The sequence below is a fragment of the Candidatus Omnitrophota bacterium genome, assembly GCA_041649175.1.
Lineage (GTDB): Bacteria > Omnitrophota > Gorgyraeia > Zapsychrales > JBAZNR01 > JBAZNR01.
Genome location: JBAZNR010000001.1, coordinates 215,591 through 240,814, shown reverse-complemented (window position 1 = coordinate 240,814; position 25,224 = coordinate 215,591). Strand labels below are relative to the sequence as shown.

The following is a 25,224-nucleotide window of genomic DNA, read 5'->3' as shown; positions in this document are numbered from 1 at the left end:
AATTTATTTTTAAACATGAATGGGGGTTGCGCGATGAATAAGAAGAAAAATAACGGATTTACCTTAGTTGAAATTATGCTCGTTGTTATCATCATCGGCGTTTTGGTGGCAATGGTCGCTCCAAGCTTAGCCGGCCGCGGAGAACAAGCCAGAAAAACAGCCGCCAGGGCGGATATTGAAGCGAACATTTCAACATCCTTGGATCTGTATGAATTGGATAATGGTCGTTATCCGACCAGCGAACAAGGGCTTGCCGCTCTTTTAGAAAAACCGAGCACGGCGCCTGTTCCGGTCAATTGGAACGGGCCGTATTTCAAGAAAAAACGCCTTCCGAAAGATCCCTGGGGCAATGAATACGTTTATGTCTGTCCGGGAATCCATAATACCCAAGATTACGACCTTTCTTCTTATGGCCAGGATGGCGTGGAAAGCAGTGATGACGTAAGCAATTGGCCGGATGACTCAAGCAGTGGATAACGATCATTCTTCTCAACTTTTTCTTTGTTGTTCGCGCGTAAAGCAAAGAAAAACCTCTTTAGGTTTTACTCTTGTTGAGATCCTTTTGGTTGTCGCTCTTATAGCGATTCTTGCGGGATTAAGCTTGCCGCGATTTTCTAAAACATACGCGCACTTTCAGCTTCAAACAACCGCCGGACAGATCACGGATCTTATGCGTTACGCGCAAGGCCGGGCGATCACCAAGAAACGCACATTAAAATTAGAATTTGATCCGTCCTATAAAAAATATCGGCTTTCGGAAGAAAAAAGATCTCCGTGGCAAGATGATGAAGAAGTTCAAGAATTTGAAGAGATCCCGGGACGGTTTGGCCGGGAGTTTTTGGTCGCGGAAAATATATCGGTCGAGTACGAGGATCCGGATATCCGCTTTTATCCTGATGGGAAAATAGATCCGGCGCGCATTTATGTCTGCGAGAAAAATGAGAACTGTTTAACGGTTTCAACACAGGAACAATACGGGCATGTTCAGACCTTTGAAGGAAAAATATAGGCGACGCGGATCTTTTTTGCTGGAGGCCTTGCTGGCGGTTTCTATCCTTTCGGTGAGCCTAACGTTGGTCATTCAATCTTTGCTGTCGACGTTTCGCGCGACCGTTTATAGTAAAGATTATTCGGTCGCGCAAATCCTTTTAGATAATAAGATCCAAGAATTCAAACAAAAAGGTATCGTGGAAAATAATTGGGATGAAGACGGACGTTTTCCGGAGCCTTATGAAAAATATTCCTATCACATTGAATCAACGTCAGCCGCGGACGGAGAAAAGCTTAAAACGGTCAGCGAAGTGATCTTTAATATTTTTTGGGTCTCAGGAAAGAATCAAAAGAACATAACCGTTTCAACTTATTTTTTTAATACGCTGGATGAATAATAAACGGCTTTTCAAAAAAAGATCTTTTACCCTCATTGAAATGCTTTTGGCTTTAAGCATTTTTGCGATCGTTGCTTTAAGCCTTTATAGTGTTTTTTCAAGCGGGATCAGGCTTAATAAAAGGTCGAATGATGTTAACGCGATCTACCGTGAAATGCGTTGGTCGCTGGGTAGGATCGCGGAAGATTTAGAAAATGTGGTTTTTTATGATTTTTCCGGATCGTATCCTGACAAAACGGCTTTTGACGGGCGAAGCAATGAGATCTCATTTTTAGCCGCAACTTCAAAAGGGCTTAAAACAGTCCGTTATTCGGCACAGCCTCTAGGTTTTGGTTCGGTCCATCAGGTTATTATTGGAAAGCATTCCACGGAAAATCAGAAAATCGTTTCCCAATATCAAGAAGAAGAAGTAGCGCGGCATGCTTTTGTGCGCGAAGAGCTATTCTTTATCGATGACTTACGATCTGGCCAAGAAAAAAACAGCACAAAAGAGGTCTTAAGTTCTAACCTGCAAGAAAATGGATTAACATTTTCTTTCGCGTATCTTCAGGGTGAAGGCGAATCGGCCAAGATCTTTTGGAATAATAGCTGGGACAAACCCTATATCCCTTCGGGGATTCGTGTTCGGTTGACATTTGTCAATCCGAGAGATCCTCAAGAAACAGTTGCGATGGAAAAAGAAATTTATATTCCGACGGGATTTTTAGGGCAAGAAGGATTTGATCAGTGATCGGCGGGGCATGCAAGGCTTATGAAATTTCATCCATTAAAATCTAGAAACAAAAACGATTCTGGTATAATACTCTTAATTGTACTTTGGTTTCTGGCTATTTTGTCGCTTCTTGCGGTAAGCTTGGGGCGGCGAACATCCGTTGACCTAAAATTAGCCGGATATTCGGTGGGAAAATTCAAGTCCGACCAAACAGCATGGGCAGGGTTTATTTACGCGCTTGATCTTATTAAAAAAGACAGCGAAGATAAAGAGGCGAATAGTTTTGATACGCGTTATCAATGTGCCGTGAAATTTGATACAAACGAAGCTCCCGAAGGCATTTTTAAAGATGTAGAATTAGGGCAGGGGCATTTTGATATTAGTTATGCCGATCGTGATGATAACGGCGTGCGTCAGGTCCGTTTCGGTTTTAGGGATGAAGAAAGCAAGATCAACTTAAACGGTGTCACGGCGCAAAATATGGCTGTTTTAGCACAGCTGATCGTTCTTTTAGATTTCAATGAGGATGAAGCCGGCAATATCGCGGCGGCAGTTGCCGATTGGATCGACGGCGATTCTACCTTAGCCGGCGTTTCTATGGGGGCAGAAGACGGTGATTACGCGGGGTTAACTAAACCGTATCATTGTAAAAATCTGCCCTTTGACAGCGTTGAAGAATTGCTCTTGGTTAAAGGGATGACGCCGCAGATATTTGCCAAGATCAGATCGTATGTAACTATTTTTCCGAAAGAAGGGCCGCTGGCAGTTAATATTAATACGGCGTCAAAAACAGTTTTGCGCGCTTTGGCTCGCAGTAGTGCCGGTCCGGTGACCAATACACAATTGTCTGACGCGGATAGCTTGGTGGAAAAGATCATCGAATACCGTCACGGCGAAGACAAAGAAGAATTTAGCGCCGATGATCGCAATGTGGATATGAATGAAGCAGGGTTTACGGGCCTTTTAAACGGCAAAGAACGCGCGATCTTTCAGACGATCAGGCCGAATCTTGTCAATAGCGCGCGGTGTATCAGGCTTGGCATTAAGGCTGTGGACAGTTCATCAGAAGTGGAGTCTTGGATAGAGGCCGTTATTTTGCGTGATGACCTATCCGTCGTCTTTTGGAAGAGAAATTAAAATATGAAAAATAATATTCTTACGGCCATCGAAATTACGGATTCGCACATCAAACTTCTGCAGGCTATGGTGCGCCGGGCGTCGCCGGTCATTATGTATTGCGGTTCAAAAGAGATCTCGCAATATCCGGAATCGGAGATCCCAAGGCTTTTATCTTCGTTTGTCAACGAGGCCAAAATAAGCCCGGATCAGTTAACCGTTATCATTCCCCGACGGCTGGTGATGCTGCGTCATTTTTCTTTACCGTCTCATTCTGAGGCGGAGATCGAAAAAATGATCGGCTTGCAGCTGGTCAAGCAAGTTCCGTATTCTAAAGAAGATATTGTTTCTGACCATATTATTTTAGAGAGAGAGCCTTCCGGGTATTCTAAGGTGCTGGTGGTCATTGCCCACAAAGAAGTTACCCATAAGTATTTAAAGATCTTCTCCGAGGCACGCCTCAATCTCAATAAGCTTACCTTAAGCTCTGAAGGGTTATTGCATTGGTATCTTTTTGAAGACGCGAAACGCAAGCAAAAGACAAGCCAACCGGTCGCGCTTATTAATATTGATACCGTTAATACTGAAATTTGTTTTTGCCATCGTCAGCAACTTTTGTTCTCTCGAAGTATTAATTATGGCGCTAAAGACTTAACCGAAGAACATATTCCGGCGTTGATGGAAGAAATAAACTTAACGATGGCGACGTATGCTAAAGAACGTATCGGTGATGAAGTGGGGAAGATGATCCTTATTTCGGCCATGGACCGGGCGAGCCTTTTGCAGGATCAATTAAAGACCGAATACAAGATGAACATAGAAACGATCAGCCCGTTTCTTAATGTCCTTCAGAAAAAAGATCTTAATGCTGTTTCTCTTTTAGCTCAAAGCGGTATTTCGATGGCGGCGACAATAGGACTGACGCTGGCCGGATCAAGAAAGCTGATCAATCTTTTGCCAACGGAAGTCAGCGACAAGCGCGAAGTAAAGCGGCAAAAGCAAGAAAGCCTGAAATTCCTTGTTTTGTTGGGGCTTCTCTTCGTCCTTGCTGTTCTTATTTTTGCCGGCAAGTTATATAAGAATCAAATTTATCTTAATACTCTTGAGCGCCAACACAATGAGATCAAGCCTATTGTTAACAAGGTTAATGAAAAGATCAAGCAGCTAAATTTTATCAAAGAACAACTTAATCCGAAGGCTACGGCCGTTGATATTGTTTATAAATTATACGACGTGACCCCGCCGGGGGTTTCGTATAATGTCATTCACATCGATGAAAGCGGCGCCTTAGTTTTGCAGGGCGTTTCAGAAGTTGGGGCGGGAGTTAACAGCCTTCAGAATAATTTAGTCAGCTCTCCTTTATTTACGAATGTTACGTTGCAATACGCGACCAAAAGAAAGGTTTTTAAAGGGGAGTTAACGGATTTTAAGATCACGTGTCAAATCATCAAATGAGGATAAAAACGCAATGATGTTCCGGCGATTAACGCAGCGAGAAACGGCTATTTTAGTTGTCTGTATTTTAGCGGTTTCATCTTACGTGGCGTATTCTTTTGTATTTAAACCTTTTAATCAAGGGATCTCGATCTTGGAAGATAAGATCCGCGTTGTTGAGCAGCAATTAAAGAAGGACATGGCCTTAAAAGGAAAATCAAAAGAGGTTGAAAAACAATACGAGGTTTATTCTGCGAATTTAAAACAAAAAGAATCTGATGAAAAGCAAATGGCCTCTATCTTGGCCGAGATCCAGTCTGTGGCTGGTGTCATCAATGTGCGGCTTGCCGATATGAAGCCTAAGAAGGTAAAGCGTGTTGACTTTTATAATCAGTTTTCGGTGAGCCTGGCCATTGACGGGCAATTGGAAACCATTGTCCATTTTCTTTATATCCTTCAAAACGCTCCGCATTTCTTTAGCGCGGATGAAATTTATTTAGAAAAAAGTTCCGTGCGCACATCCGAGATCAAATGCCGCCTTGTTGTCAGCCGTTTTCTTATTCCTTAGACCGTAAAAAAATATTTTTTTGGAAAATTGTCGTTAAAGTGCTTGACACTGTGCTCGACGGGGTATAAAAATAAAGTATCACTCTCTGGGTAGAGAGTTGTTCTTAACCCTATGAAAAATATATATCTTCTGAAAGATTTAAGCCAGATCACAGGATATTCAACGCATACGTTGAAATATTATTTGCGATTAGGGCTTTTTAAAGAGATCGGGCGAAGTCCGTCGACGAATTTCCGTTATTTTGATGATACCAGCGTTGACCGGCTCAAAGAGATCAAAACACTGCGCACCCGGGGAATTTTCTTAAAAAGCATTGCGCGGCAATTGGAGTCCAGGGCATGAGCTATTATCAAGCCTTAAATCTTCACAGAGAACCTTTTTCCACAAGTCCGGACCCGGAATTTTTTTATCATTCGCCCGAGCATATTACGGCGCTTCACCGCTTAGAAATAGCGATCCGCTTGAAGCGGGGCTTAAGCCTGATCTTAGGCGATGTGGGAACAGGAAAAACAACTCTCTCTAGGGCGCTGATGCAGACCTTTAGCCAGGAAGACGATTTTATTTTTCATATGATCCTAGATCCTGATTTTAAGTCGGAATATCAATTCTTATCCAGCCTGACAAGGATGTTCGATATTAATCCTTTCTTCCGTTCGGCCATTGATCATCGGGATGCCATTGAGAAATATCTTTTTCAAAAAGCCGTTGAAGAAAAAAAGACCATCGTTTTAGTGATCGATGAAGGGCAAAAACTAAGTCAGCCGTATTTAGAGATCCTGCGGACGTTTTTAAATTATGAGACCAATGACCAGAAATTATTGCAGCTGGTCATTATGTCGCAGATGGAGCTTCTTCCCAGAGTAAAGAAAATCCGTAATTTTATGGACCGTGTTAGCCTTAAATACATTATCAATCCTTTAGACGAACGGGAAACGAAAGAGATGATCGAATTTCGTTTAAAGCAGGCGGGATTTCTTTCTAATGTCTCTCTTTTTTCCGATGAAGCGATCAAGAAGATCTATGAATTTAGCCAAGGTTATCCTCGCAAGGTATCTTTTTTGTGCCACAGCGCTTTGGAGCGTTTAGTGATGGAGGGAAGCCAGTTTGTGACGGAAGATCTGATAGAATCGTTTTTGATCGAGGAGGCTAGCTGGGCTTAATGGTATGGTAAACGACTTTTCTCCCGAAGAAAGATTATTGAAGTTGATCCGCAAGAAAGATTTTAAGGCCTCTTCCGACGGTGTGCTGGCTAAGGCGGGCGGGCCGGCGGCGGATGCTTCCGTCGAAGACCAGGAAAGCGGTGATTGGGCAAAGATATTTAATAAAGTATTGGTTTTTGCGGCGTTTGCCTTGATCTGTTACGCGGCCTATGAGTTTTTATATGCTAAAAAAGAGATCAATGATCCCGCGAAAGATCAAAGCGTTGTTTTGCCCGAAGCGGATATGGTCAAAATAACTTCACAGCAGCCTAAGCCGTATTCTTATTATGAACAGCAATTAAAACGCCGCGATATTTTTGAATCTCCCGTATACAAATCCGGCAATCAAGATGCCAAGCCGGTCGCCAGTAGTTCGGAGTTGACGAAGAATTTGCGCCTGGTGGGCATTGTTTTAGATGAAAAGCCGGAGGCTATTATTGAAGATGTTGAGCTGAAAGAAACAATGTTCGTGCATAAAGGCGAATCGGTCAAAGACGCGGTTGTCGATGAGATCAAACAAGGCAAAGTTATCCTGATCTATCGGGACCAAAAAATCGAATTAGTCCAATGATCAAATTTTTTTCTAATGATTTAATGCGGCACGAAATCGAGGAGGGGAAATGAAAAATAAGGGATTGGCAATCATCATTTGGTTGATGGCGCTTTTTGTGATGAGTTGTTGCGCTTGCGCGCAGCCGGCTGACCAGTATTCCGCCGTACGAGATACGCTAGACCAGATCGAAGGAGGTCAGGTTCTGGGGTTGGATGACAGCTCGCTGATGCCGCAAGATGTCCCTCTTGAAACAGCTCAGGATGCCGCTTTGTCTGCTGATATTGCCATGCCCGAACCTTCGGTATTGTCTGCCGATAATATTGAAAACATCGAAAGCGTCAATGACCCGGTTACCGAACAAGCTCAAGCTCAAAATCCCGATCCTCAACAAGCAGCTTTATCTTTAGCCGGCCCAAATCCTATTATCTTGGATGCCTTGGAACTAAAAGATATGGATATTGCGGATGTCTTAAAGCTTGTTTCCAAGAAAAGCGGCCTTAATATTGTTGCCGGACAAAATGTTCGAGGGAAAATCACCATCTACTTGAAAGACGTTGATGTCCGGGATGCCTTGCGTATTATCTTAGAGTCTAATGACTTGGCCTACATTGAAGACGGCGGTATTGTGAGAGTGATGCCGTCCAAAGAATTTGAGTTGACCTACGGACGTAAGTTCGCCGAGAAAACAGAGATCAAGGTCATTAAGCTTGATCATTCCAACGCCATGGAAGTGGCGACACTACTTAATCAGGTAAAAAGCGTTATTGGGAAAGTGATTACCGACGAGAAATCAAATACTTTAGTTTTGATGGATACACCTCAAAATCTTCAAGCAATGGAGATGTTGGTCAAAGGTGTTGATGTACCGATCGCGACAAAGGTCTTTATCCTAAGTTACGCGCAGGCAGAAGACATTTCAAAAAAGATCAGCGAATCTTTGACTAAAAATGTGGGAACGGTCAAGTTTGACAAAAGGTCAAATAGGATTTTTGTTACGGATACGCCGCAAAAGATCCAGGAAATAGAGAAAGTGATCGCGGCATTTGACGAAAAACAAAGAGAAGTGATGATCGAGGCTAAGATCGTGCAGATCGTTTTAAGCGATCAGTATAAGATGGGCGTTGACTGGGAAGCTATTGTTTCTGATTTTCATACGCTTAACTTGATCAGCAATTTTGATATTTTAACCAGTACGGATAAAAGCGGACAGCTAAGTATTGGAACTCTTTCTAGCGACGATTATACGGTTTTATTGGAAGCGTTGGATACGGTGGGAACGACCAATATCCTCTCCAGCCCGCGGATCACGGCGCTGAATAACGAAGAAGCTAGGATCCTCGTCGGGTCAACACAGCCCTACGTCACAACCACGACCACCACACCGGCTACCGGGCCTACGACAACGGCGGAAAGTGTTAATTTTATCGACGTAGGCGTGAAGCTGTATGTTACGCCTACCATCCACGAAGATGACTACATCACAATGAAGATAAAGCCTGAAGTAAGTTCAGTGGTACGGTTTGTAACGACCAGCAATAATAACAGTATCCCTGTGGTAGAAACATCTGAGGCAGAAACAACCGTGATGGTAAAAAATGGAATTACCATCGTGATCGGCGGCCTTATGAAAGATGAAAAGGTCGAAACGGTTAATAAAATTCCTTTGTTAGGGGATTTGCCTTTATTTGGGTTAGCGTTTCGTAACCGAGACCAGTTGCTGCGTAAAACAGAATTAGCGATATTTTTAACACCAACGATCATCTCAGGCGATGTTCGCACGAAAGAAAGTCCGGATAATCTTCTTCAGGAAATTAAAAAGAAGAAAAAGTAGCGTTTCCTTATGATCAATTCACAGATACAGCGTTTGGCGGGTTTTTTTATCCTTGGCTTTATTTTAGCGGGATGCGCGACGGCTCCCGTCCGTCCGGCCATGGAAGAATTTTCGCTCAAAGACCTATGCGATCAAAATAATATTGAATGGAATTTAGACAGCGTAAGCCAAGTGGTAACGCTTAATCGCGGCGGGATGACGGCAAAAGTGCTTTTGGGAAGTAATCTTGTGATGGTGGACGGCGAGAAATTCATTTTAGGCGGTTCTGTCCGCCGCCAGCATGGATCTGTTATCGTCCCGTTCGATTTTAAATCAAAGATCATTGACCGCCTTGTCGCCGAAACAGAATATCCGATAAAGAAATTCAGGAGGATCCTGATCGATCCCGGCCACGGCGGAAAAGACCCCGGAGCCATTGGGGCGACCGGCTTAAAAGAGAAAGTTGTGGTTTTAGACATTGCCCGTAAATTAAAGAGAACTCTGGAAAAACACGGAATTAAGGCCGTAATGACCAGGGACAAGGATGAGTTTATTTCTCTTGCGCGAAGGGCTGAAATAGCTCAGGAAATAAAAGCGGATCTATTTGTCAGCGTTCACGCCAATGCCAGCCGTTCGCGCAGCAGCCATGGGTTCGAAGTATATTATTTGCGCGAGTTGGATTATAAGGCCAAGCGGGATATTCAAGCCGTTAAGAATTATGAAGAATTGTTCAAACATTTTGAGATGAAGCGCAGCATTCCGGCGCTTAAAGAAATTCTCATTGATATGCTCTATTCCCATAAACAAGGGGAATCTAGAAAATTAGCGAATTATATCGCCAAGAATACGTCGGATAATGCCAATTCAAAAGACCGGGGAAGCCATTCGGCCGGATTTTTTGTCCTCAAGAATACTATTATTCCGGCGGTTTTAGTGGAAGTCGGATTTGTGTCTAACCGCCAGGAAGAACAGCTTTTAAAAACAAGTTCTCACCGTCAAAAGATCGCGGAAGGGATCGCGAAAAGTATTTTAGAATATGCCAGCGACTAAGAAAAATCATTGTGCCATCGGTGTTTTTGATTCGGGGCTCGGAGGCTTGACGGTCGTTAAAGAGCTTATGCGTCAGCTCCCCCATGAAGACATCGTCTATTTTGGTGATACGGCTCGTGTTCCATACGGAACGAAATCCAAAGAATCCATCATTCGTTTTTCTCAGGAAAATGTTGCCGTTTTGTTAAGGCACAACGTTAAAATGATCGTGGTGGCCTGTAATACGTCTTCCAGTTTAGCCATGGATGTTCTAAAGGAAAATTTCTCTTTGCCTATTATCGGCGTGATCGAACCCGGAGCAAAAAAAGCCGTGAGCATGAGTCAAAATGGGCGTATTGGCATTATCGCAACTCCGGCAACTGTAAATAGCAATGCCTACACAAAAAGCATTAAGCGCTTTAATAATGCTATTCATGTTGCGGCAAAGGCCTGTCCGCTTTTTGTCCCCTTAGCTGAAGAAGGATGGTTTAGAAAACGCGCCACATTTGATATTGCCCAAGAATATTTAGCGCCTATTATCAGCGCTCGCGTGGATACCTTGATCTTAGGATGCACACACTATCCATTATTAAGATCTGTTTTGCAGAAAGTTGTCGGGAAAAAAGTTTGCCTTGTTGATTCGGCTAAAGAAGTAGCCGGGGAAGTGCGCCTAATGCTTAAGACATTGCGCTTAGAAAATTCTTCTAAACATAAACCGCAATATACTTTTCTAGCCAGTGACGCGCCGCAGCATTTTGGAAAAATAGCCAAACGATTCTTAGGTTATGATATAAAGGATGTCCGGAGGTGCAGCGTTGTTTGAATTATCTATCAAAAATGATTTTGCCGCGTCGCATTGCCTGCGCGGTTACAAAGGCAAGTGCGAGCGCTTACATGGCCATACCTGGAAGGTGGAAGTTGTTTTAAAGGGAAAAGCCTTAGATAAGATCGGCATGGTCATTGATTTTATGATCATAAAAAGAAACTTGCACGAATTTCTAGAAGAACTCGACCATCATCATCTCAACGACCATCCCTATTTTAAAAAAGTTAATCCCACGACAGAAAACATCGCCAGATATATCTACGACGCATTTTCAAAGAAATGCCGGCCTTTAAAAATAAAAAAGGTGACGGTTTGGGAATCCGATAACGCCAGCATTACCTATTATCCATAACATGAAACGCGCGGTTGTTCTATTGTCGGGCGGTTTAGACTCGACCACCACACTTTTTTTTGCTCAAGCGCAGGGTTATAAAGTTTCCGCGCTTATTTTTGATTATCATCAGCGCCACAGAAAAGAAGTTTTGATCGCGAAGAAAATAGCTGGGCTCGCAAAATGCCCGTATCACATCATCAACATCAATCTTCCTTGGCTTGGTTCCTCACTTTTAGATAAACGGATCCCTCTTCCCAAAAAACGCGATCTTAAAACGATCGGTGCTGACAAAATTCCCTCCACATATGTTCCGGCGCGCAATATCATCTTTTTAAGTTTTGCCGCTTCATTCGCCGAAGCCATCAAAGCTGAGAAGATATTTATCGGAGCGAATGCGCGCGATTACTCCGGCTATCCGGATTGCCGGCCGGAATTCTTTAAAGCTTATTATGAAGTTTTAAAAAAGGGGTCAAAAACGGGTGTTGAACAAAAGGCGATCAAAATTGAAACGCCGCTCATTCATAAAACAAAGGCGCAAATTATCAAGTTGGGATTATCTCTTAAAGTTCCCTATCATTTAACGTGGTCTTGTTACGCGGGCGGCCGAAAACCGTGCGGCGTTTGCGACAGTTGTATTTTGCGCCAAAAAGGTTTTAGCGAGTTGAATAGGAAAGATCCATCGCATGAACGCTAAAATTTCCGAAATATTCCAATCGATTCAAGGTGAGGGAAAATATTTAGGCAGCCGGCAGGTCTTTGTGCGTTTTTACGGTTGTCATATCCACTGTGAATGGTGCGATACGCCGGCGGCGATCGGAGATTCAGGCGGGAAGTTCAGAGAATATAACTTAAAAGAACTTTTTGAAGAAGTTCTTAAATTTTCCAAAGATACTCACTCAATCAGCTTGACCGGCGGGGAACCATTGGTCCAAAAAGATTTCTTAAAAGAATTTTTGCCGCTCTTGAAAAAAGAAAAATACAAAACATATTTAGAGACTAGTGGCATTCTTTATGAAGAATTAAAAGAGGTCATTGATTTTATTGATATTGTAGCGATGGATTTGAAGCTTCCCAGCTCAACAAAGTTAAAACCATTTTGGAAAGAGCATGAGGAATTCTTAAAAGTTTCTTTAAAGAAAGATGTCTTTATCAAAGCGGTCATTTCCGCCGACACATCCCAAGAAGATATCGCTCAAGCCGTGAAATTAATTTCAAATCTCGATCGCGATGTTTTATTTATCCTGCAGCCAAACTTCTTCGATCTCAAGACGGACGTAGTAAAAAAATGCTTGGCATTTCAGGAATATTGTTTAAACTATCTTTCGAATACGCGCGTGATCCCTCAAATGCATAAATTCTTAAAATTAAGGTAGGGAAAAATGAAAAAGACTTACGAAGGCCTGCAGACAAAAATCCGCAGTCTAAAAACTCCCAAGATCGATGTTTGGAAGAATCAATACGCGGACAGGGAATATACCATCCATTTGAGCATTCCAGAATTTACCTGCATTTGTCCTAAAACGGGTTTGCCGGATTTTGCCACTGTCAACATTGAATATAGCCCAGCCAAAACTTGCCTAGAACTAAAATCGCTGAAGCTTTATATTGTTTTCTATCGTAATGTTGGGATCTTTCATGAACATTTTGTTAATAAGATCTTAGACGATATTGTCAAAGCTTGTCAGCCCCGTTGGGCAAAAGTAGAAGCGGCGGTTAATTCTCGCGGCGGAATTCAGACGACGGTTAAAGCCCAATATCCATAAATTAGAAAGGTTTATTCATGCCAAGAAATGACGGACGCGCGGCAAACCAACTGCGTAAAATAAAAGTGACCAGAAATTATATTAAACATCCTGCCGGTTCTTGCCTGATTGAATTTGGTGATACAAAAGTCATTTGCACGGCGAGTGTCGAGGAAAGTGTTCCGCCTTTTTTAAGAAATTCCGGCAAGGGCTGGGTGACTGCCGAATACGGAATGCTGCCGGCTTCTACCAATACGCGTTTACAACGAGAAAAAACGTCCGGACGGACTTTTGAAATTCAACGCTTGATCGGACGCAGTTTGCGCAGTGTGGTGGATATGAAAAAGCTCGGCGAACGAACGGTTAAAATTGACTGTGATGTTATCCAGGCGGACGGGGGAACGCGTACAGCGTCTATTACCGGTGGATTTATCGCTTTGGCGGAAGCCCTCATGAAGGTCAAGAAAAACGGTATTTTAAATGAAGTTCCACTTTTGGATTATGTCGCGGCTGTTAGCGTTGGCGTGGTGAACGGAAAAGCGCTTTTAGATCTTAATTATGAAGAAGATTCAAACGCCGAAGCGGATATGAATATTGTGATGTTAAAATGCGGAAAATTTATTGAGATCCAGGGAACAGCTGAAAAAAATCCTTTTTCCAAAAAACAATTGGATTCGCTAGTTAATCTTGCCCAAGGCGGCATCGAAGAACTTTTTAAGATCCAGAAGAAATCTTTAGGCGATTTAAAGATCTAAAAGAAGTTCTTTAAGGAAAGGAGCAGTTCACATGGTATATAAAAGATTTTTCGCGGAATTGTTTTTGGTTTTATTTCTAGTGTGTGTGCCTTCAGCCAGTGCTCAAGAAATATCAAAAGACAATAAGGTGATCTCAACAACCGGCGAGGCTAAGGTCTGGATCGATCCCGATAAAGCGCGTGTTTATCTTGGTGTTGAAACAATGAACGTATCTGTCGGAGTTGCTCGCGAAGAAAATGCCCAGAAAGTCAAAAGTGTTATTGATGCCCTTAAAGGATTGGCCATTGAAGGCATGCTTATCAAGGCTCCGGATTACCGCGTGATGATCATTAAAGAAGAGGAATATAACGCGACACGCCAGGGGCGCTTGCCTAATGTTGTTGGCTATAAGGTTGTTCAAGATTTCACGGTTCTTTTAAGCCAAAAGGACCAAAATGTACTTTCTAAGAATGCGAGCTTAGTTGTTGATACGGCCTTAAATAGCGGCGTGACGATTATTGATCAGATCGAATTTTTCAAAGAAGATGATTCTGAGGATAAGCGCCGCGTGCTGTCTTTAGCCGTTAAAGATGCTATTGTTAACGCGCAAACCATTGCGGATGCCGCCAAGGTTTCCATCAAGGGTTATAATACGATTTCTAGTGAGACAAGATATGCGATGCCGTATCAAATGCGTAACGCCAATATGATGCAAAGGTCATCCATGGATGATGTGAGCTCGGCAACGGGGACAACACTTTTAGCCGGGAAGATCGCCGTCACATCAACGGTGAGAATTCAGTGCCAGTTGGAATGATTTTTTATGGAACTCCTTGTCGCCACAACCAATAAAAAAAAGCTCGAAGAGATCCGTGAATTTTTAAAGGGCTTGAATGTTAAAGTCCTTTCACTTGCCGATTGCAAAAATCCCCCAGAAGTTGAAGAAGACGGAAAGACATTTAGCGCTAATGCCATTAAAAAGGCTGTGACGCTGTCCATGTATACCGGAAAACTCACGCTTGGCGAAGATTCCGGTTTGCAGGTTAAGGCACTTTGTAATGAGCCCGGGATCTATTCCGCGCGTTATTCCGGGGCGGGGGCGACGGATAAAAAAAATAATTTGAAACTGTTGCGCGCTTTAAAAGGTACACCTTTTAAAGCGCGCCAGGCCCGCTATCGTTGCTGTATGGCCCTGGCTGATAAAAAAGGAATTGTGGATGTGGTCAGTGGTAGCTGCCGGGGATTTATTGCGCTTCGATCATCCGGAACAAATGGTTTTGGATATGATCCTTTATTCTTTGTTCCGCGGTACAAAAAAACTTTTGGAAAGATCTCGCCTGAGATCAAATCAAAGATAAGCCATCGGGCTTGTGCTTTCAGAAAATTACGTAGGGTTATTGAAAAATACCTTGCAAGCCCTCGATAAGAAGGTCTTTGGTCCTGCGGATAACCTCTCCGGAAGAAACGCTGACATTATATTTAGGTTCTTTTAAACTTCCGGTAAGCTTAATTTTAAGATAATCACCGGTTTGAGTTAAAAAAGCGGTGATCGTTTTTCTAAGCGATGATGATTGTTCGATCACTTCATCGGAGAATTCCGAAAGGACGTCAAAGTTCAAATTTCCCGCGAAATCGATCCATCCTTGAGCGGTCAATGTGACGGGGTCACTGGCTAGCATCAAATTATCAGTTAGAACTTTCCCATCTTCAACCACGAAATCTCCCGCGACCTCTTTAAAAGTAATATTATCAAATTCCGGAATAAATAAGAATTTTCCCAAACCTTGAAGTAAGTTAACCTGCCAAATATGGCCGTTGGTTAAAGCGATAGAGCCTTGTCCATGAATCGAATTAAGGCTATCTAAAGTGCCTCTCACGGAAGCTAAAAAGGAAAAATATCCGGAAATATCCTTATCTTTCCAAATCGTGTCTGCTTTTAATTTTGACAGGTCTGTGTTATCCAAGCGGACACTGACCTTATAAGGAATTTGTTCTGCGGTAAGGTCGGCAGAAGATTGAAGCTTTAATTTTCCGCCGTAAACAACAGCGGAAATATCAAACTGGTTGATGTTGCGGTCCACTTCCACGAAAGTTATGGCAATATCGCTTAGACGATAATCCGTAAAGGTTACCTCGGGACTGGCGATATCAATGAGGACTTGCCAATCGCGCCAATTCTTTAAGTTGCCCTTAAAGGCTCCTTTGATCGAACAAAGGCCGGACAATTTTAAGGGATCGATCGTTTCTTTAATGGCAGGGATTGCGGCCCCAAGATTTTCTAAATTGAAATCAAGATTTCCTTTCAAGTCAACCCGCGGATTATCATCGGGAGTTAAAAAGACGTCACCTTTTAGATCAAACTTGGTGTCAAAATAATGCCCGTTAAGCCAAGAAATAGAAAAGGCATTGCGCAAAACCTGGATCTTCGTTGCGATCTGGATATTTTCCGATGCGATCGCGGTTTCAATGAGTGGCTTAGAAAAGTCGGTTAAATTCCCGCTTAAAATAAAACTGCGGTCTTGAAAATTTCCTTTGAGATTTTCCCAGGTGATAAGATTTGGCGCGCCGCTTAGTTTTCCCGTTATCGCGGTGATCGGCGCGGGGAGCTTGGCAGAGTTAATGGAAATGTTATTAAGAGAAGTATCAAAATGATATTGTCCGGAAAAGATGTTCATTGCCGGACCCTGGAGCGAAAACTTGATAGCAGCGCTGCCTTTTGCATCAAGAATATTTTCTTTAAAGATGTCGGGAAAGATCAATTTTAATTTCTCTAAATTAAGGTCTAGGGAGCCGGAACAATCTATTTGGGGGTTTGCAAGGTCAAATAATTTTCCCGATGAAATGATCTTTGTTTCTTGAACGATTCCCGTAAGGTTTTCCCAGGATGCGGTGTTTGTTTGGTAATCGATTTTTCCTGAGATCCCGGTGACCGGCGCGGGCAGTTTGGCGGCTGATACGGAGGCATTATCTAAAATGGCCGTTGCCTTTAAATTATTTACGAATTGGCTTAACTCTCCGTCGAAGTTGAATGTCAGTAAACTATTTCCGGCTACATCCATTTGTTCCCGTTCAAAAATATCCGGGAAAATAGCTCCTAGTTTCTTAAGCTCAAGCGGGCAAGAACCGGTTAGTTTTAAGTTGGGTTTTGAAAAATCAGTTAGGGTGAATGGCATGGAAATTTTTGTGTCAAAAATAGTGGCGCTTAATGCCTCGGATGTGATCTTATTTGTTTCAAAATTAATGCGGCCGCCAATGTCTTTGATCTCTTTGACGAAGGGAACATTAAGAAGCTGCGCCGCATTAGGGTCAAGAAAACCTTGGTAGGCCAACTGATTCATATTGGCAGGATCAAACTTTACGGTAAACTTAGCGATGGGGCTGCCGCGGAATTCTGCATCACCTTTTATTTTAAAGGCCATGTCTTTGCTTGCCAGATCGCTGGTGATATCCCACATGCCGTTTTTCCAGTTGGCTGTGATCGCGGCTGCTGTGATCAGCCCATCGTTGATGGTAAATAAGCCGGACAGATTATAAAATGGATCATATTTTGCTAAGGGGATATTCCCTAAATTAGATTGTAAGACAAGGCTTTTTACGCTGATATCATAGGTTCCTTTTATTGAAACGGATGATATGGGGTTATTGGGGATAACGGCATCAAAGGTGAACTTTGCGTTTTTGGGAAATGATAAATTTCCCCGAACTCGGATATTTTCCAAGGTTTCATAGAATTTCTTAGGTGTGGACTCATCTATAAAGTTGATCTTTCCGCGGTCAACGGAAATATTCCCGATAAATATGTCGGGTGTAGCCGAACCTGACGGGGCCGGCATCATGCCGTCAAAGTTCCATGCGTTGCCTGGTTTGCGTATAATATTTAAGACGGGTTGCGTGATCGACGCGAAAGGGATAACGATCTTTTTTTCTTTGATGATGGGAATGTAGAGAATATTAAATGAGGCCTGCTCGACCGTTAAAAACGGAACTGCCGAGTTGTCTTTATCAAAAATGGTAAATTCTCGGATAATGAATCCGCGGACAAGAGAAAATTGCACAGCCCCTATATCCACGCGACGGTTGATCGCCGCTTCGATCTTTTTAACGATAACCGATTTGAATTTAACCGGGAAAAGGACCGTATTTAAGTAAAAAAGAAAGACCATCACTGCGGTAAAAATGACGGCAAAGATAACGACGATCTTGATTTTCATAATTGCTTCATTATATAGGAAGGTTCTGTAATCTTCAACAGTTGCAACTAAAAAGGGTGCGTGATATACTACAGCCCGAAATCATCAACTAAATATTTTTTGATAAAAACCCCGCCTGTTCTGCAAAATTTACTTTGCAAAATTTTACAGAACAAAACAGCGGGGCGAATTATCAAACAAACAGCGATATAATTCGCGGGGAGTAGCGCAGCTGGCTAGCGCGCTTGCTTTGGGAGCAAGAGGTCGAGAGTTCAAATCTCTCCTCCCCGATTTTATTATGGGAGCAAGAGTTTCCGCCCCGATGATATGTCGGGGCGAGACCTCGCCATGAACCAAAGGTTCACGGCGGGCAAATCTCTCCTCCCCGATTTTTTACTCTTCAGGCCGTAAACCATCCTAAAGAATATTCTCTATGAAACAACCGACACGTGACCATACGCAACTTATCTGTGACATCGGAGAGCTCAGCGGGCTTTTCATTGATGTGGAAAGTTTAGAGACTTTTTTGCAGAAAATTGTCGTGATGATCTCCGAGCATATGGGATCCCAGGTCTGTTCCGTCTATCTTTTTTATGAAGAAAAAAATGAGTTGGTGTTAAAAGCGACCAAAGGCCTTCATCCGGATTCAGTCGGAAAAGTTAAGATGAAATTAAACGAAGGCTTAACGGGTTTAGCATTAAAAGAATTACGTCCAATTTGCGAAAAAAATGCCAGCCGCAGCCCGCATTTTAAATATTTTCCGGAGATCGGGGAAGATCGCTATGAATCATTTTTAGCGGTTCCAATCTTACGCGGAAATAACCGTATCGGTGTTATCGTCGTTCAAAATACCAAGAAAAATTATTTTACCGATGAAGACATTAGGACCATGCGCGCTATCACCTCGCAACTAGCCAATACCATTGAAACAGCCAAACTTTTGATGATCTTACGCGGGGAAGGCGGATCCCGCCGGCCCCAAGAATTTAAAACAAAAAGGAAAGTTAAGTTGATCAGAGGTAAGGTAGGTTCGGAAGGATTTGCGTTCGCGCCGGCAGTTGTTTTTAATAGCGAACCGATGCAACTGATGCTGCAGGAAAAATATCTTACCCAAGCATTTACGCTGGAGGATTTTTATCGCGCTTTACACTCGACGGAAAAACAATTGGAAACCCTCCAAAATCAGGTGGAAGAACGTCTTTTAGATGTTGCCTCTCTTATTTTTACCGCTCAGATCCTTATGCTGAAAGATAAAGGATTCATTGATCCGATCGCCCAGCTTATTAAAAATGGTATGAATCCTCCCGAAGCTGTTTTATCCGTTGTTAAAAATTATATGGAACGGTTTCAGCAAATGTCCAACGCCTATTTGCGCGAGAAAAGCCATGATGTAGAAGACATTGGGCGAAGGATTTTAGAGAATATGATCGGGCTCAACAAATCCGCCGAACAATATTCGGGGAAGATCATTGTTGCCAAAGAGATATTCCCGACAGATCTACTGAAGTTTTCTTCTCAAAATGTCCGCGGCGTGATCCTTTTAAGCGGAGGAGTGACCTCGCATTTGTCTATTCTTTCCCGGTCGCTGCAGATCCCCTTGATCATCGCCGATGAGCAACAGTTGCTTTTTATCTCTGATCAGTCAAAGATCTTGATGGATGCGCAGCTGGGTAACATCTATTTAGACCCTTCCGATGATGTGGTGGAACGCTTTAAACATCATGATGAAGCTAAAGCGCAAGCCGCGCAATTTAAGGAATTTATTTCTTCTCAAGCTCAAACCAAAGACGGGGTTAAAATAAAGATCTTTTCTAATATTAATCTTTTGAGTGATTTGAAATTCGCGCATGAATTTAAGACCGAAGGAGTAGGGCTTTATCGGACCGAGTTCCCGTTCATTGTCCGAAGTGATTTCCCGTCGGAAGAAGAGCAATTTGTTATTTATCAGCGCCTTGTCAATGAAATGCGCGGTAAAGAAATTACCTTTCGTACGCTGGATATCGGCGGAGATAAAATCTTATCCTATTATAATGACGAAAAAGAAGCGAATCCTTTTTTGGGGATGCGCTCGATCCGGTTTTCCTTAAAGCATAAGGATATTTTTATTCAACAGATACGAGCTATTTTACGTGCCGGGGCGGGGACAACAGTTAGAATTATGTTTCCCATGATCTCGTCTTTGGATGAATTCTTAGAAGCACGAAAAATTGTTTTTCAATGTTGCGGCAGCCTTAGAAAAGAAAAAGTCCCCTTTTGCGAGCGTCCCGAGATCGGGCTGATGATCGAGATCCCGTCTATCCTAGAGATCATTGATGAGTTGGCCGAGGAAGCAGATTTCTTTTCGATCGGAACGAACGATTTTATTCAGTATATGCTCGCCGTTGACCGCACCAATGAAAAAGTAGCTGAACTTTATTTACCACATCATCCGGCGATCTTGCGGTCGTTAAAGCGAGTGGTTGACGCGGCTCTTAAACACAAGAAAGATATTTCTATCTGCGGAGATATGGCGCACCATGTGCAATATCTTCCCTATTTGCTAGGAATCGGGGTCAGGAAGTTAAGCGCAGATTTTAAATATATTCCAAAAATGAGAGCGGCCATCGCGCAAATTGATCTTGCCGATGCCGTCAAGAAGACTCAAGATCTTCTAACAAAAAGCAAGATCATCGATACAGCCCGCCAGTTCAAATAATTCCAAACTGCCTTATATTATTTAAGTAACCGAAAAGATCCAATGGCTTCTTTGACTATTTTCTTGGCATCGTTGCTCCAATTGTCAAACCATTGGTAAGAGATGATGTATCCTTGATTGCGGAAACCGACAACATAAGAGGTGGCTTCGCGGTTGACGTTTGAGCGGCTTGCTTGCACAAAAACTCGGATAGCATCTTGTCCGGCGAGCGTGGTGTTAAAAGTTTTGAATGAAAAGTCGATATATTTCTCCTGCGCAAAAGAATTTCTTAAGTTACGTATCTTAGAACTCGCGATCTTGGTGAGGTCGATCATGCCTGTATTGTCATCTTCGTGGAACCTGACGATCTCGACGGAGATATAGCATTTTCGGTTTCCCGGATGACGGAAAAAGAAAGTGGTTGTGGGGTGATCAACAAGGGAGGTGTCAATTTGGCTGGTAATTTTCCAATTTTGAGGGAAGCGAAGTTCAAAATAAGACTCTGCCAGAGGTTCGCCTAAATCTTTTATGGAGCGAACCGTATTTCCTGAGTCGCATCCGCAGGACATCAGAAGAATCATCAAGCAAAGAGCTTTTTTGAACATAGCATTTTCCTTTTTTGAAAGAAAACCCCTAAGGCATTTTCTTCTTGTCAGGACCTTACTATTAAACTACAATAACCGTTGAATTAAATCAACATATTAATAAGAGAAGAGAGGGGTCGATGAAAAAAATATTACTCATGGTTTGTTTTGGCGTTCTTTTGGTCGGTTGCGGGTCAAAAGAATCCGCTTCGACACAAGAAGGGCAGGCTTTAAATTCTGCAACGACAATGGAAGAGAAACAAGATTTCTTTAAACTCGGAGAAGTTTATTTAGCCAAAGGTGATGCCGTTAAAGCTATCCAGGCCTTTGAAGTTGCCGCGGCCCAAGATCCCACAAATCCGCAAGCCTTTTTTGCTCTTGGACAAGTTTTCATGAGAATTCAAAGTTATGACAATGCCGTTAAAAGTTTTCGCAAAGTGACTAGCCTTGACCCGCAAAACGGCCAAGCGTATCTCTTAATCGCCGGCTGCTATGATCTGCAAAATAAAGAGGATCAGGCTATAGAAAACATCAAAAAAAGTATGGAGATCTTTAAAGCGCAAAATCAAACAGAAAGTCTTCAGAAAGCTACGGCCGCATTACAAAAAATTGAAAGTGCAACAGCGAAATAAACATTCTCTCTTCGCGAAAAGTATCTATATTTCTGTTTTCTTGATTTAAGAGTTATTTAGGCGGCAAATCATTCTTTACAGCATCTTTTAAATTTGATAGGATAAGCCCTCGATAAGTCAATCGAGGGCTTATCCTTTTAGCCGGTGTTTTACTCGAGAAATGATGGTGCGCTAGCCTTAAGGTGATTTTTAATAATATCGAATTGTCCCCGTAGCTCAGGTGGATAGAGCATTTGCCTTCTAAGCAAAGGGTCGGCCGTTCGAATCGGCCCGGGGACGCGTATTTTCAGGGATACAAATTGATCAATGACTATCTTTAAGAAAATTGTTATTACAGTTTTATTTTTGTTAAGCGTCGTTTTTATCAGCGCGTTTATTTTTATTAGCATCAACGGAAAACGATTGGTTGAAACCCATCTTAAAGAGATCTTCCATCGTCCTGTGGTCATTGGGTCTGTCTATGTCTCTTTTCCACTAACCATCCATATCAAAGACTTAAGCGTGGATGATTATTTTCGAGTTTCAAGTATTGCGGCGGCTATCGACCCATTTCACTTTGCCGATAAAGATGTGCGTCTGAGGAAATTAATTCTTACCGAGCCATTTATTGTGATCAAAAAAGGCGAGTCTGGTATTGTTTTGGGAAGTCCTTCCGATCAAAAAGATAACGCGGCAACGAAAATAGAGCCGCAGGAAAATATCGTTCGAGAAGATTTTTCCGGACTTGCGATCGACCAATTGCTTATCAGAGAAGGAAAATTTAACTTTGTTGATACGCCTTCGGATCCTGAAGGATTTTCCATTGCTCTTAAAGATATTAATCTCAAGGCTTCGAGAGTAAGTTTTGGCCCGCGGGCAACAACAACCAAATTTCATTTTAAAGCTTATGTGCAAAATCCGCATGCGTCATCAAGCGCCGGCACTATTAAAGGCGGCGGATGGGTGAATTGGCACAAGAAAGATATGGATGCAACACTTGAAGTTTCCAACCTTGACGGAAAGACCTTTTCTCATTACTATAAAGACTCTTTCAGCAAGGATGTGAAAAGTATTTTTATTGATGCCACAACGCGTTTGATCTCAAAAAACAATGAGATGAACGTCAAATGCCAATTAAAAATACGGGATTTAGTTTTTGAACCAGCGGGTGAGAAAGATTCAAAATCTTTTTCTTTTGAAGATATGCTATTGTCCGGGATGCAGTCTCAGAATAATGAAATGACACTTAATTTGAATTTTAAGACCAAGATGGATAGTTTTAAGATCGATTCAATTCCTTTTTCCGGAAGTGTTCGGCAGCAGGATGTTAAAGAAAAAGGGACTGCTGATTAGATTTCACGGTTTTTAGAGAAAATTGATTTAATGGTGGGTGTAGCTCAGTTCGGTTAGAGCACAAGATTGTGGATCTTGGGGTCGAGGGTTCAAATCCCTTCACCCACCCTTGAATTTCGCTCTTGCGAGCGAAATGAAACCCCGTGATTACGCAGAAATTTTTGAGCAAAGCGAAAAAATTTCAAGTGCTTAGTCAAGGGGCAGTTTTAAACGCAGGGCATTGTCTTTAGGTTTTGGAAAACGGGGGAGCACAAGATTGTGGATCTTTCCTGTCCTGGCGGAAGGCCAGGGGGTCGCCCCCACTTTTGGCGGGATCACCTACCCGTTAATTTAACTCGCTTTAGCAAGTGATAGGGATTTTAGGCTATGATTGCCTAAAGTGGTCATAGCTTTTTTATGTGTGATGAGTATCACAGACACCATAACTTTAAACTTGTAATATACTTACGTACCTATTTGCGGCATTGGTGCCGTAATATTTAAAGGCAAAGAAGCCTTTTCTGAAAACGTTTTGTTTTCGGGAAGGTTTCTTTTCATTTTTGGGCGATGATGTCCAATAAAAGGATAGGCATTTTTAAAGGTGAGATGCTAAGTCGAGAAACATGAAATGTAAAATAAGCAAAGGACTTAAGATGGAGAAAATAAAATCTATCATACGAATGTTGACGGTTGCATTGTTTTTATGCGGTATTTTTTCTGGCCCATGCTGGGCGCAAACAGTTGCCGAAGAAGTCGTGGACACAGGGACAACGGCTTGGATGCTCATCGCAACAGCATTAGTGTTGTTGATGGTTCCAGGCCTGGCTATGTTTTATGGCGGATTGGTGAGAACCAAAAACGTTTTAGGAACGATGATGCATTGTTTTGTCTCGATTGCGATTATCGGGATTCTTTGGGTTGTTTGTGGCTATGCATTGTGCTTTGGGAAAAATATTCTTGGTGGATTTTTGGGATGGAATCCTCAATATTTCTTTCTGCAGGGGATAGATAACAGCATCGTTAACGGTGTTCCGGAATATGTGATTGCTATGTTTCAGGGAAAATTCGCTATCATTGCACCGGCGCTGATTGCCGGGGCATTAGCGGAACGGGTCTATTTTAAAGGGTACTGTTTGTTTATTTCGCTATGGTTTCTCATTGTCTATTGTCCGTTGTGTCATTGGGTGTGGGCATCAGATGGCTGGTTGGCCAAAGCGGGAGTTATTGACTTGGCCGGTGGGTTGGTGATCCACGTGTCCGCAGGTGTAAGCGCGTTGGTGGCGGCACTTTTTTTAGGTCCGCGGCGCGGATACCCCAAAACAACGATGCGCCCCAACAACCTTGTCATGACGCTGACAGGCGCAGGATTTTTATGGGTTGGGTGGTTTGGATTTAATGCAGGATCAACTGTTCATAGCGGACTGGATACCGCTCGGGCGTTGACCATGACTCAGATTTCGGCGGCCAGCGGCGCCCTGACATGGCTTATCATTGAAGCAATTCTTTTTAAAAAAGCGACATCGTTAGGATTTGTTTCCGGAATTCTTGCGGGGTTGGTTGCAATTACGCCGGCAGCCGGAGTGGTGTTACCTAGTGGCGCGCTTGCCTTAGGCGCTTTATCAGCCTGCATCTGTTTTCTTGCCTTGCTTCTTAAAACAAAGCTTGCCTATGATGACAGCTTGGACTGTTTTGGTATTCATGCGGTTGGTAGCGGATCAGCGGTTTTGCTTTTGTCATTTTTTATTCGTCCCAGCTGGTTTATATCCGTCGGAAAAGGTTGGACTGCCTGGGATCAATTGGTGGTACAGCTTCAAGGATTGGGGGCCGTGATTGCGCTTTCGGTCGCCGGTACTTTATTCATTTGTTATGTTGTTGAAAAAACAATAGGATTTCGTTTGGATAAAGCAAATGAAATGGCGGGTCTCGATCATGCCCTGCACGGTGAACATGGATACGGTATGCTTAGCTTAGACTAAAATTATTAACGCCTGAGGAGGATCAACGGATGAAGCTTGTGACTGCTATTATTCAACCCGATAAACTTGATGAAGTTCGGGAAGCCTTGGTGAAAAAAGAAATCTATCGCATCACTGTTTCGCGCTGTGCTGGACGGGGGAGGGCAGAAGAAACGGATATTTTTCGCGGACATGAAGTTGTTCCGGAGCTTATCTCAAAAGTGCGCCTGGATATTGCCTGCAATGACGAGTTTGTCGAAATCGCAGTGGACGCTATTCTTAGCAGTGCTGTACACGGCAAGGGTAAAATCGGAGATGGAAAAATTTTTATTACACCATTGGAGGAGTGCATTCGAATCCGTACTAAAGAAAGAGGCGGAACCGCAATTTGATTTGATGTTGTGCGATGCCAACTTGTCAAAACTTCTTGCCA

The 25,224-nt window shown here is 42.8% G+C and carries 27 protein-coding genes and 3 tRNA genes; 28 read left to right on the top strand and 2 right to left on the bottom strand.

Annotated features, from left to right (window positions below; genetic code table 11):
* Positions 1 to 33 precede the first annotated feature (33 nt).
* From gspG to rdgB, 20 genes are all read left to right on the top strand, one after another.
* A complete protein-coding gene (gspG, locus tag WC676_01200) occupies positions 34 to 477 on the top strand; it encodes a type II secretion system major pseudopilin GspG (GenBank protein MFA5059230.1) in 444 nt (147 codons plus the stop codon).
* Entirely contained in the window at positions 458 to 1,009 is a 552-nt protein-coding gene (locus WC676_01195; GenBank protein ID MFA5059229.1) for a GspH/FimT family pseudopilin, read from the top strand. The genes gspG and WC676_01195 overlap by 20 nt, the downstream gene beginning before the upstream one ends.
* Positions 981 to 1,388, top strand: a complete 408-nt coding sequence (locus WC676_01190) for a hypothetical protein (GenBank protein MFA5059228.1) — start codon at positions 981 to 983, stop codon at positions 1,386 to 1,388. The genes WC676_01195 and WC676_01190 overlap by 29 nt, the downstream gene beginning before the upstream one ends.
* Entirely contained in the window at positions 1,381 to 2,118 is a 738-nt protein-coding gene (locus WC676_01185) for a prepilin-type N-terminal cleavage/methylation domain-containing protein (protein MFA5059227.1), read from the top strand. The genes WC676_01190 and WC676_01185 overlap by 8 nt, the downstream gene beginning before the upstream one ends.
* A 21-nt stretch (positions 2,119 to 2,139) precedes the next feature.
* Positions 2,140 to 3,237: a type II secretion system minor pseudopilin GspK gene (gene gspK / locus WC676_01180; GenBank protein MFA5059226.1), complete on the top strand. Its 1,098-nt coding sequence runs from the start codon at positions 2,140 to 2,142 to the stop codon at positions 3,235 to 3,237.
* 3 nt (positions 3,238 to 3,240) lie between these two features.
* On the top strand, positions 3,241 to 4,671 hold the full coding sequence (gene pilM, locus WC676_01175; GenBank protein MFA5059225.1) for a pilus assembly protein PilM: 1,431 nt from the start codon (positions 3,241 to 3,243) through the stop codon (positions 4,669 to 4,671).
* 13 nt (positions 4,672 to 4,684) lie between these two features.
* A complete protein-coding gene (gene pilO, locus WC676_01170) occupies positions 4,685 to 5,218 on the top strand; it encodes a type 4a pilus biogenesis protein PilO (protein MFA5059224.1) in 534 nt (177 codons plus the stop codon).
* Positions 5,219 to 5,329: 111 nt separating this feature from the next.
* Positions 5,330 to 5,560 carry a MerR family transcriptional regulator gene (locus WC676_01165; protein ID MFA5059223.1) on the top strand — a complete coding sequence of 77 codons (231 nt, stop codon included), beginning with the start codon at positions 5,330 to 5,332 and terminating at the stop codon, positions 5,558 to 5,560.
* Complete coding sequence (locus WC676_01160) at positions 5,557 to 6,378, top strand: AAA family ATPase (protein ID MFA5059222.1); 822 nt, start codon at positions 5,557 to 5,559, stop codon at positions 6,376 to 6,378. Before WC676_01165 ends, WC676_01160 begins: the two co-directional genes overlap by 4 nt.
* Before the next feature lie 4 nt (positions 6,379 to 6,382).
* Positions 6,383 to 6,988 carry a hypothetical protein gene (locus WC676_01155; GenBank protein ID MFA5059221.1) on the top strand — a complete coding sequence of 202 codons (606 nt, stop codon included), beginning with the start codon at positions 6,383 to 6,385 and terminating at the stop codon, positions 6,986 to 6,988.
* 49 nt (positions 6,989 to 7,037) lie between these two features.
* Positions 7,038 to 8,801 carry a secretin N-terminal domain-containing protein gene (locus tag WC676_01150; GenBank protein ID MFA5059220.1) on the top strand — a complete coding sequence of 588 codons (1,764 nt, stop codon included), beginning with the start codon at positions 7,038 to 7,040 and terminating at the stop codon, positions 8,799 to 8,801.
* Between the two features lie 9 nt (positions 8,802 to 8,810).
* A complete protein-coding gene (locus tag WC676_01145) occupies positions 8,811 to 9,830 on the top strand; it encodes an N-acetylmuramoyl-L-alanine amidase (protein ID MFA5059219.1) in 1,020 nt (339 codons plus the stop codon).
* Positions 9,817 to 10,632, top strand: coding sequence for a glutamate racemase (gene murI / locus WC676_01140; GenBank protein ID MFA5059218.1), 816 nt, complete (start codon positions 9,817 to 9,819; stop codon positions 10,630 to 10,632). Before WC676_01145 ends, murI begins: the two co-directional genes overlap by 14 nt.
* A complete protein-coding gene (queD, locus tag WC676_01135; protein MFA5059217.1) occupies positions 10,625 to 10,987 on the top strand; it encodes a 6-carboxytetrahydropterin synthase QueD in 363 nt (120 codons plus the stop codon). Before murI ends, queD begins: the two co-directional genes overlap by 8 nt.
* Before the next feature lies 1 nt (position 10,988).
* A complete protein-coding gene (gene queC / locus WC676_01130; GenBank protein ID MFA5059216.1) occupies positions 10,989 to 11,663 on the top strand; it encodes a 7-cyano-7-deazaguanine synthase QueC in 675 nt (224 codons plus the stop codon).
* Complete coding sequence (locus WC676_01125) at positions 11,653 to 12,342, top strand: 7-carboxy-7-deazaguanine synthase QueE (protein MFA5059215.1); 690 nt, start codon at positions 11,653 to 11,655, stop codon at positions 12,340 to 12,342. The genes queC and WC676_01125 overlap by 11 nt, the downstream gene beginning before the upstream one ends.
* 6 nt (positions 12,343 to 12,348) lie before the next feature.
* A complete protein-coding gene (gene queF / locus WC676_01120; GenBank protein MFA5059214.1) occupies positions 12,349 to 12,732 on the top strand; it encodes a preQ(1) synthase in 384 nt (127 codons plus the stop codon).
* A 17-nt stretch (positions 12,733 to 12,749) separates the two neighbouring features.
* Positions 12,750 to 13,466 (top strand): ribonuclease PH, encoded by a 717-nt coding sequence (gene rph, locus WC676_01115; protein MFA5059213.1) that lies wholly within the window; start codon positions 12,750 to 12,752, stop codon positions 13,464 to 13,466.
* Positions 13,467 to 13,497: 31 nt separating this feature from the next.
* Complete coding sequence (locus WC676_01110) at positions 13,498 to 14,262, top strand: SIMPL domain-containing protein (GenBank protein MFA5059212.1); 765 nt, start codon at positions 13,498 to 13,500, stop codon at positions 14,260 to 14,262.
* Between the two features lie 6 nt (positions 14,263 to 14,268).
* On the top strand, positions 14,269 to 14,871 hold the full coding sequence (gene rdgB, locus WC676_01105) for an RdgB/HAM1 family non-canonical purine NTP pyrophosphatase (GenBank protein ID MFA5059211.1): 603 nt from the start codon (positions 14,269 to 14,271) through the stop codon (positions 14,869 to 14,871).
* On the opposite strand, the gene WC676_01100 is transcribed toward rdgB, so the two are convergent.
* The gene (locus tag WC676_01100; protein MFA5059210.1) at positions 14,840 to 17,656 is read right to left on the bottom strand and encodes an AsmA-like C-terminal region-containing protein; all 2,817 of its coding nucleotides are present in this window, start codon (positions 17,654 to 17,656) and stop codon (positions 14,840 to 14,842) included. The genes rdgB and WC676_01100 overlap by 32 nt on opposite strands.
* Before the next feature lie 196 nt (positions 17,657 to 17,852).
* Here WC676_01100 and WC676_01095 point away from each other — a divergent pair.
* Together WC676_01095 and ptsP are read left to right on the top strand one after the other, a co-directional pair.
* Positions 17,853 to 17,926 (top strand) — tRNA-Pro (locus WC676_01095).
* 142 nt (positions 17,927 to 18,068) lie between these two features.
* Positions 18,069 to 20,330 carry a phosphoenolpyruvate--protein phosphotransferase gene (ptsP, locus tag WC676_01090; GenBank protein MFA5059209.1) on the top strand — a complete coding sequence of 754 codons (2,262 nt, stop codon included), beginning with the start codon at positions 18,069 to 18,071 and terminating at the stop codon, positions 20,328 to 20,330.
* Between the two features lie 17 nt (positions 20,331 to 20,347).
* On the opposite strand, the gene WC676_01085 is transcribed toward ptsP, so the two are convergent.
* Positions 20,348 to 20,914, bottom strand: coding sequence for a hypothetical protein (locus WC676_01085; GenBank protein ID MFA5059208.1), 567 nt, complete (start codon positions 20,912 to 20,914; stop codon positions 20,348 to 20,350).
* A 119-nt stretch (positions 20,915 to 21,033) separates the two neighbouring features.
* Here WC676_01085 and WC676_01080 point away from each other — a divergent pair, with 119 nt between their 5' ends.
* The 6 genes from WC676_01080 (at position 21,034) to WC676_01055 (ending at position 25,183) form a co-directional block, all read left to right on the top strand.
* Entirely contained in the window at positions 21,034 to 21,525 is a 492-nt protein-coding gene (locus WC676_01080) for a tetratricopeptide repeat protein (GenBank protein MFA5059207.1), read from the top strand.
* 205 nt (positions 21,526 to 21,730) lie between these two features.
* Positions 21,731 to 21,804: transfer RNA gene (locus tag WC676_01075), tRNA-Arg, on the top strand.
* Between the two features lie 27 nt (positions 21,805 to 21,831).
* Positions 21,832 to 22,857 (top strand): DUF748 domain-containing protein, encoded by a 1,026-nt coding sequence (locus WC676_01070; GenBank protein MFA5059206.1) that lies wholly within the window; start codon positions 21,832 to 21,834, stop codon positions 22,855 to 22,857.
* 33 nt (positions 22,858 to 22,890) lie between these two features.
* A tRNA-His gene (locus WC676_01065) sits at positions 22,891 to 22,965 on the top strand.
* Positions 22,966 to 23,615: 650 nt separating this feature from the next.
* Positions 23,616 to 24,812 (top strand): ammonium transporter, encoded by a 1,197-nt coding sequence (locus tag WC676_01060; protein MFA5059205.1) that lies wholly within the window; start codon positions 23,616 to 23,618, stop codon positions 24,810 to 24,812.
* A 29-nt stretch (positions 24,813 to 24,841) separates the two neighbouring features.
* The gene (locus tag WC676_01055) at positions 24,842 to 25,183 is read left to right on the top strand and encodes a P-II family nitrogen regulator (GenBank protein MFA5059204.1); all 342 of its coding nucleotides are present in this window, start codon (positions 24,842 to 24,844) and stop codon (positions 25,181 to 25,183) included.
* Positions 25,184 to 25,224: the final 41 nt, after the last annotated feature.

Bases quoted from the DNA above. Each gene is read 5' to 3' on its own strand.
- gspG (MFA5059230.1), top strand. From the start codon at position 34: ATGAATAAGAAGAAAAATAACGGATTTACCTTAGTTGAAATTATGCTC.
- WC676_01195 (MFA5059229.1), top strand. From the start codon at position 458: ATGACTCAAGCAGTGGATAACGATCATTCTTCTCAACTTTTTCTTTGT.
- WC676_01190 (MFA5059228.1), top strand. From the start codon at position 981: ATGTTCAGACCTTTGAAGGAAAAATATAGGCGACGCGGATCTTTTTTG.
- WC676_01185 (MFA5059227.1), top strand. From the start codon at position 1,381: ATGAATAATAAACGGCTTTTCAAAAAAAGATCTTTTACCCTCATTGAA.
- gspK (MFA5059226.1), top strand. From the start codon at position 2,140: ATGAAATTTCATCCATTAAAATCTAGAAACAAAAACGATTCTGGTATA.
- pilM (MFA5059225.1), top strand. From the start codon at position 3,241: ATGAAAAATAATATTCTTACGGCCATCGAAATTACGGATTCGCACATC.
- pilO (MFA5059224.1), top strand. From the start codon at position 4,685: ATGATGTTCCGGCGATTAACGCAGCGAGAAACGGCTATTTTAGTTGTC.
- WC676_01165 (MFA5059223.1), top strand. From the start codon at position 5,330: ATGAAAAATATATATCTTCTGAAAGATTTAAGCCAGATCACAGGATAT.
- WC676_01160 (MFA5059222.1), top strand. From the start codon at position 5,557: ATGAGCTATTATCAAGCCTTAAATCTTCACAGAGAACCTTTTTCCACA.
- WC676_01155 (MFA5059221.1), top strand. From the start codon at position 6,383: ATGGTAAACGACTTTTCTCCCGAAGAAAGATTATTGAAGTTGATCCGC.
- WC676_01150 (MFA5059220.1), top strand. From the start codon at position 7,038: ATGAAAAATAAGGGATTGGCAATCATCATTTGGTTGATGGCGCTTTTT.
- WC676_01145 (MFA5059219.1), top strand. From the start codon at position 8,811: ATGATCAATTCACAGATACAGCGTTTGGCGGGTTTTTTTATCCTTGGC.
- murI (MFA5059218.1), top strand. From the start codon at position 9,817: ATGCCAGCGACTAAGAAAAATCATTGTGCCATCGGTGTTTTTGATTCG.
- queC (MFA5059216.1), top strand. From the start codon at position 10,989: ATGAAACGCGCGGTTGTTCTATTGTCGGGCGGTTTAGACTCGACCACC.
- WC676_01125 (MFA5059215.1), top strand. From the start codon at position 11,653: ATGAACGCTAAAATTTCCGAAATATTCCAATCGATTCAAGGTGAGGGA.
- queF (MFA5059214.1), top strand. From the start codon at position 12,349: ATGAAAAAGACTTACGAAGGCCTGCAGACAAAAATCCGCAGTCTAAAA.
- rph (MFA5059213.1), top strand. From the start codon at position 12,750: ATGCCAAGAAATGACGGACGCGCGGCAAACCAACTGCGTAAAATAAAA.
- WC676_01110 (MFA5059212.1), top strand. From the start codon at position 13,498: ATGGTATATAAAAGATTTTTCGCGGAATTGTTTTTGGTTTTATTTCTA.
- rdgB (MFA5059211.1), top strand. From the start codon at position 14,269: ATGGAACTCCTTGTCGCCACAACCAATAAAAAAAAGCTCGAAGAGATC.
- WC676_01100 (MFA5059210.1), bottom strand. From the start codon at position 17,656: ATGAAAATCAAGATCGTCGTTATCTTTGCCGTCATTTTTACCGCAGTG.
- ptsP (MFA5059209.1), top strand. From the start codon at position 18,069: ATGAAACAACCGACACGTGACCATACGCAACTTATCTGTGACATCGGA.
- WC676_01085 (MFA5059208.1), bottom strand. From the start codon at position 20,914: ATGTTCAAAAAAGCTCTTTGCTTGATGATTCTTCTGATGTCCTGCGGA.
- WC676_01080 (MFA5059207.1), top strand. From the start codon at position 21,034: ATGAAAAAAATATTACTCATGGTTTGTTTTGGCGTTCTTTTGGTCGGT.
- WC676_01070 (MFA5059206.1), top strand. From the start codon at position 21,832: ATGACTATCTTTAAGAAAATTGTTATTACAGTTTTATTTTTGTTAAGC.
- WC676_01060 (MFA5059205.1), top strand. From the start codon at position 23,616: ATGCTCATCGCAACAGCATTAGTGTTGTTGATGGTTCCAGGCCTGGCT.
- WC676_01055 (MFA5059204.1), top strand. From the start codon at position 24,842: ATGAAGCTTGTGACTGCTATTATTCAACCCGATAAACTTGATGAAGTT.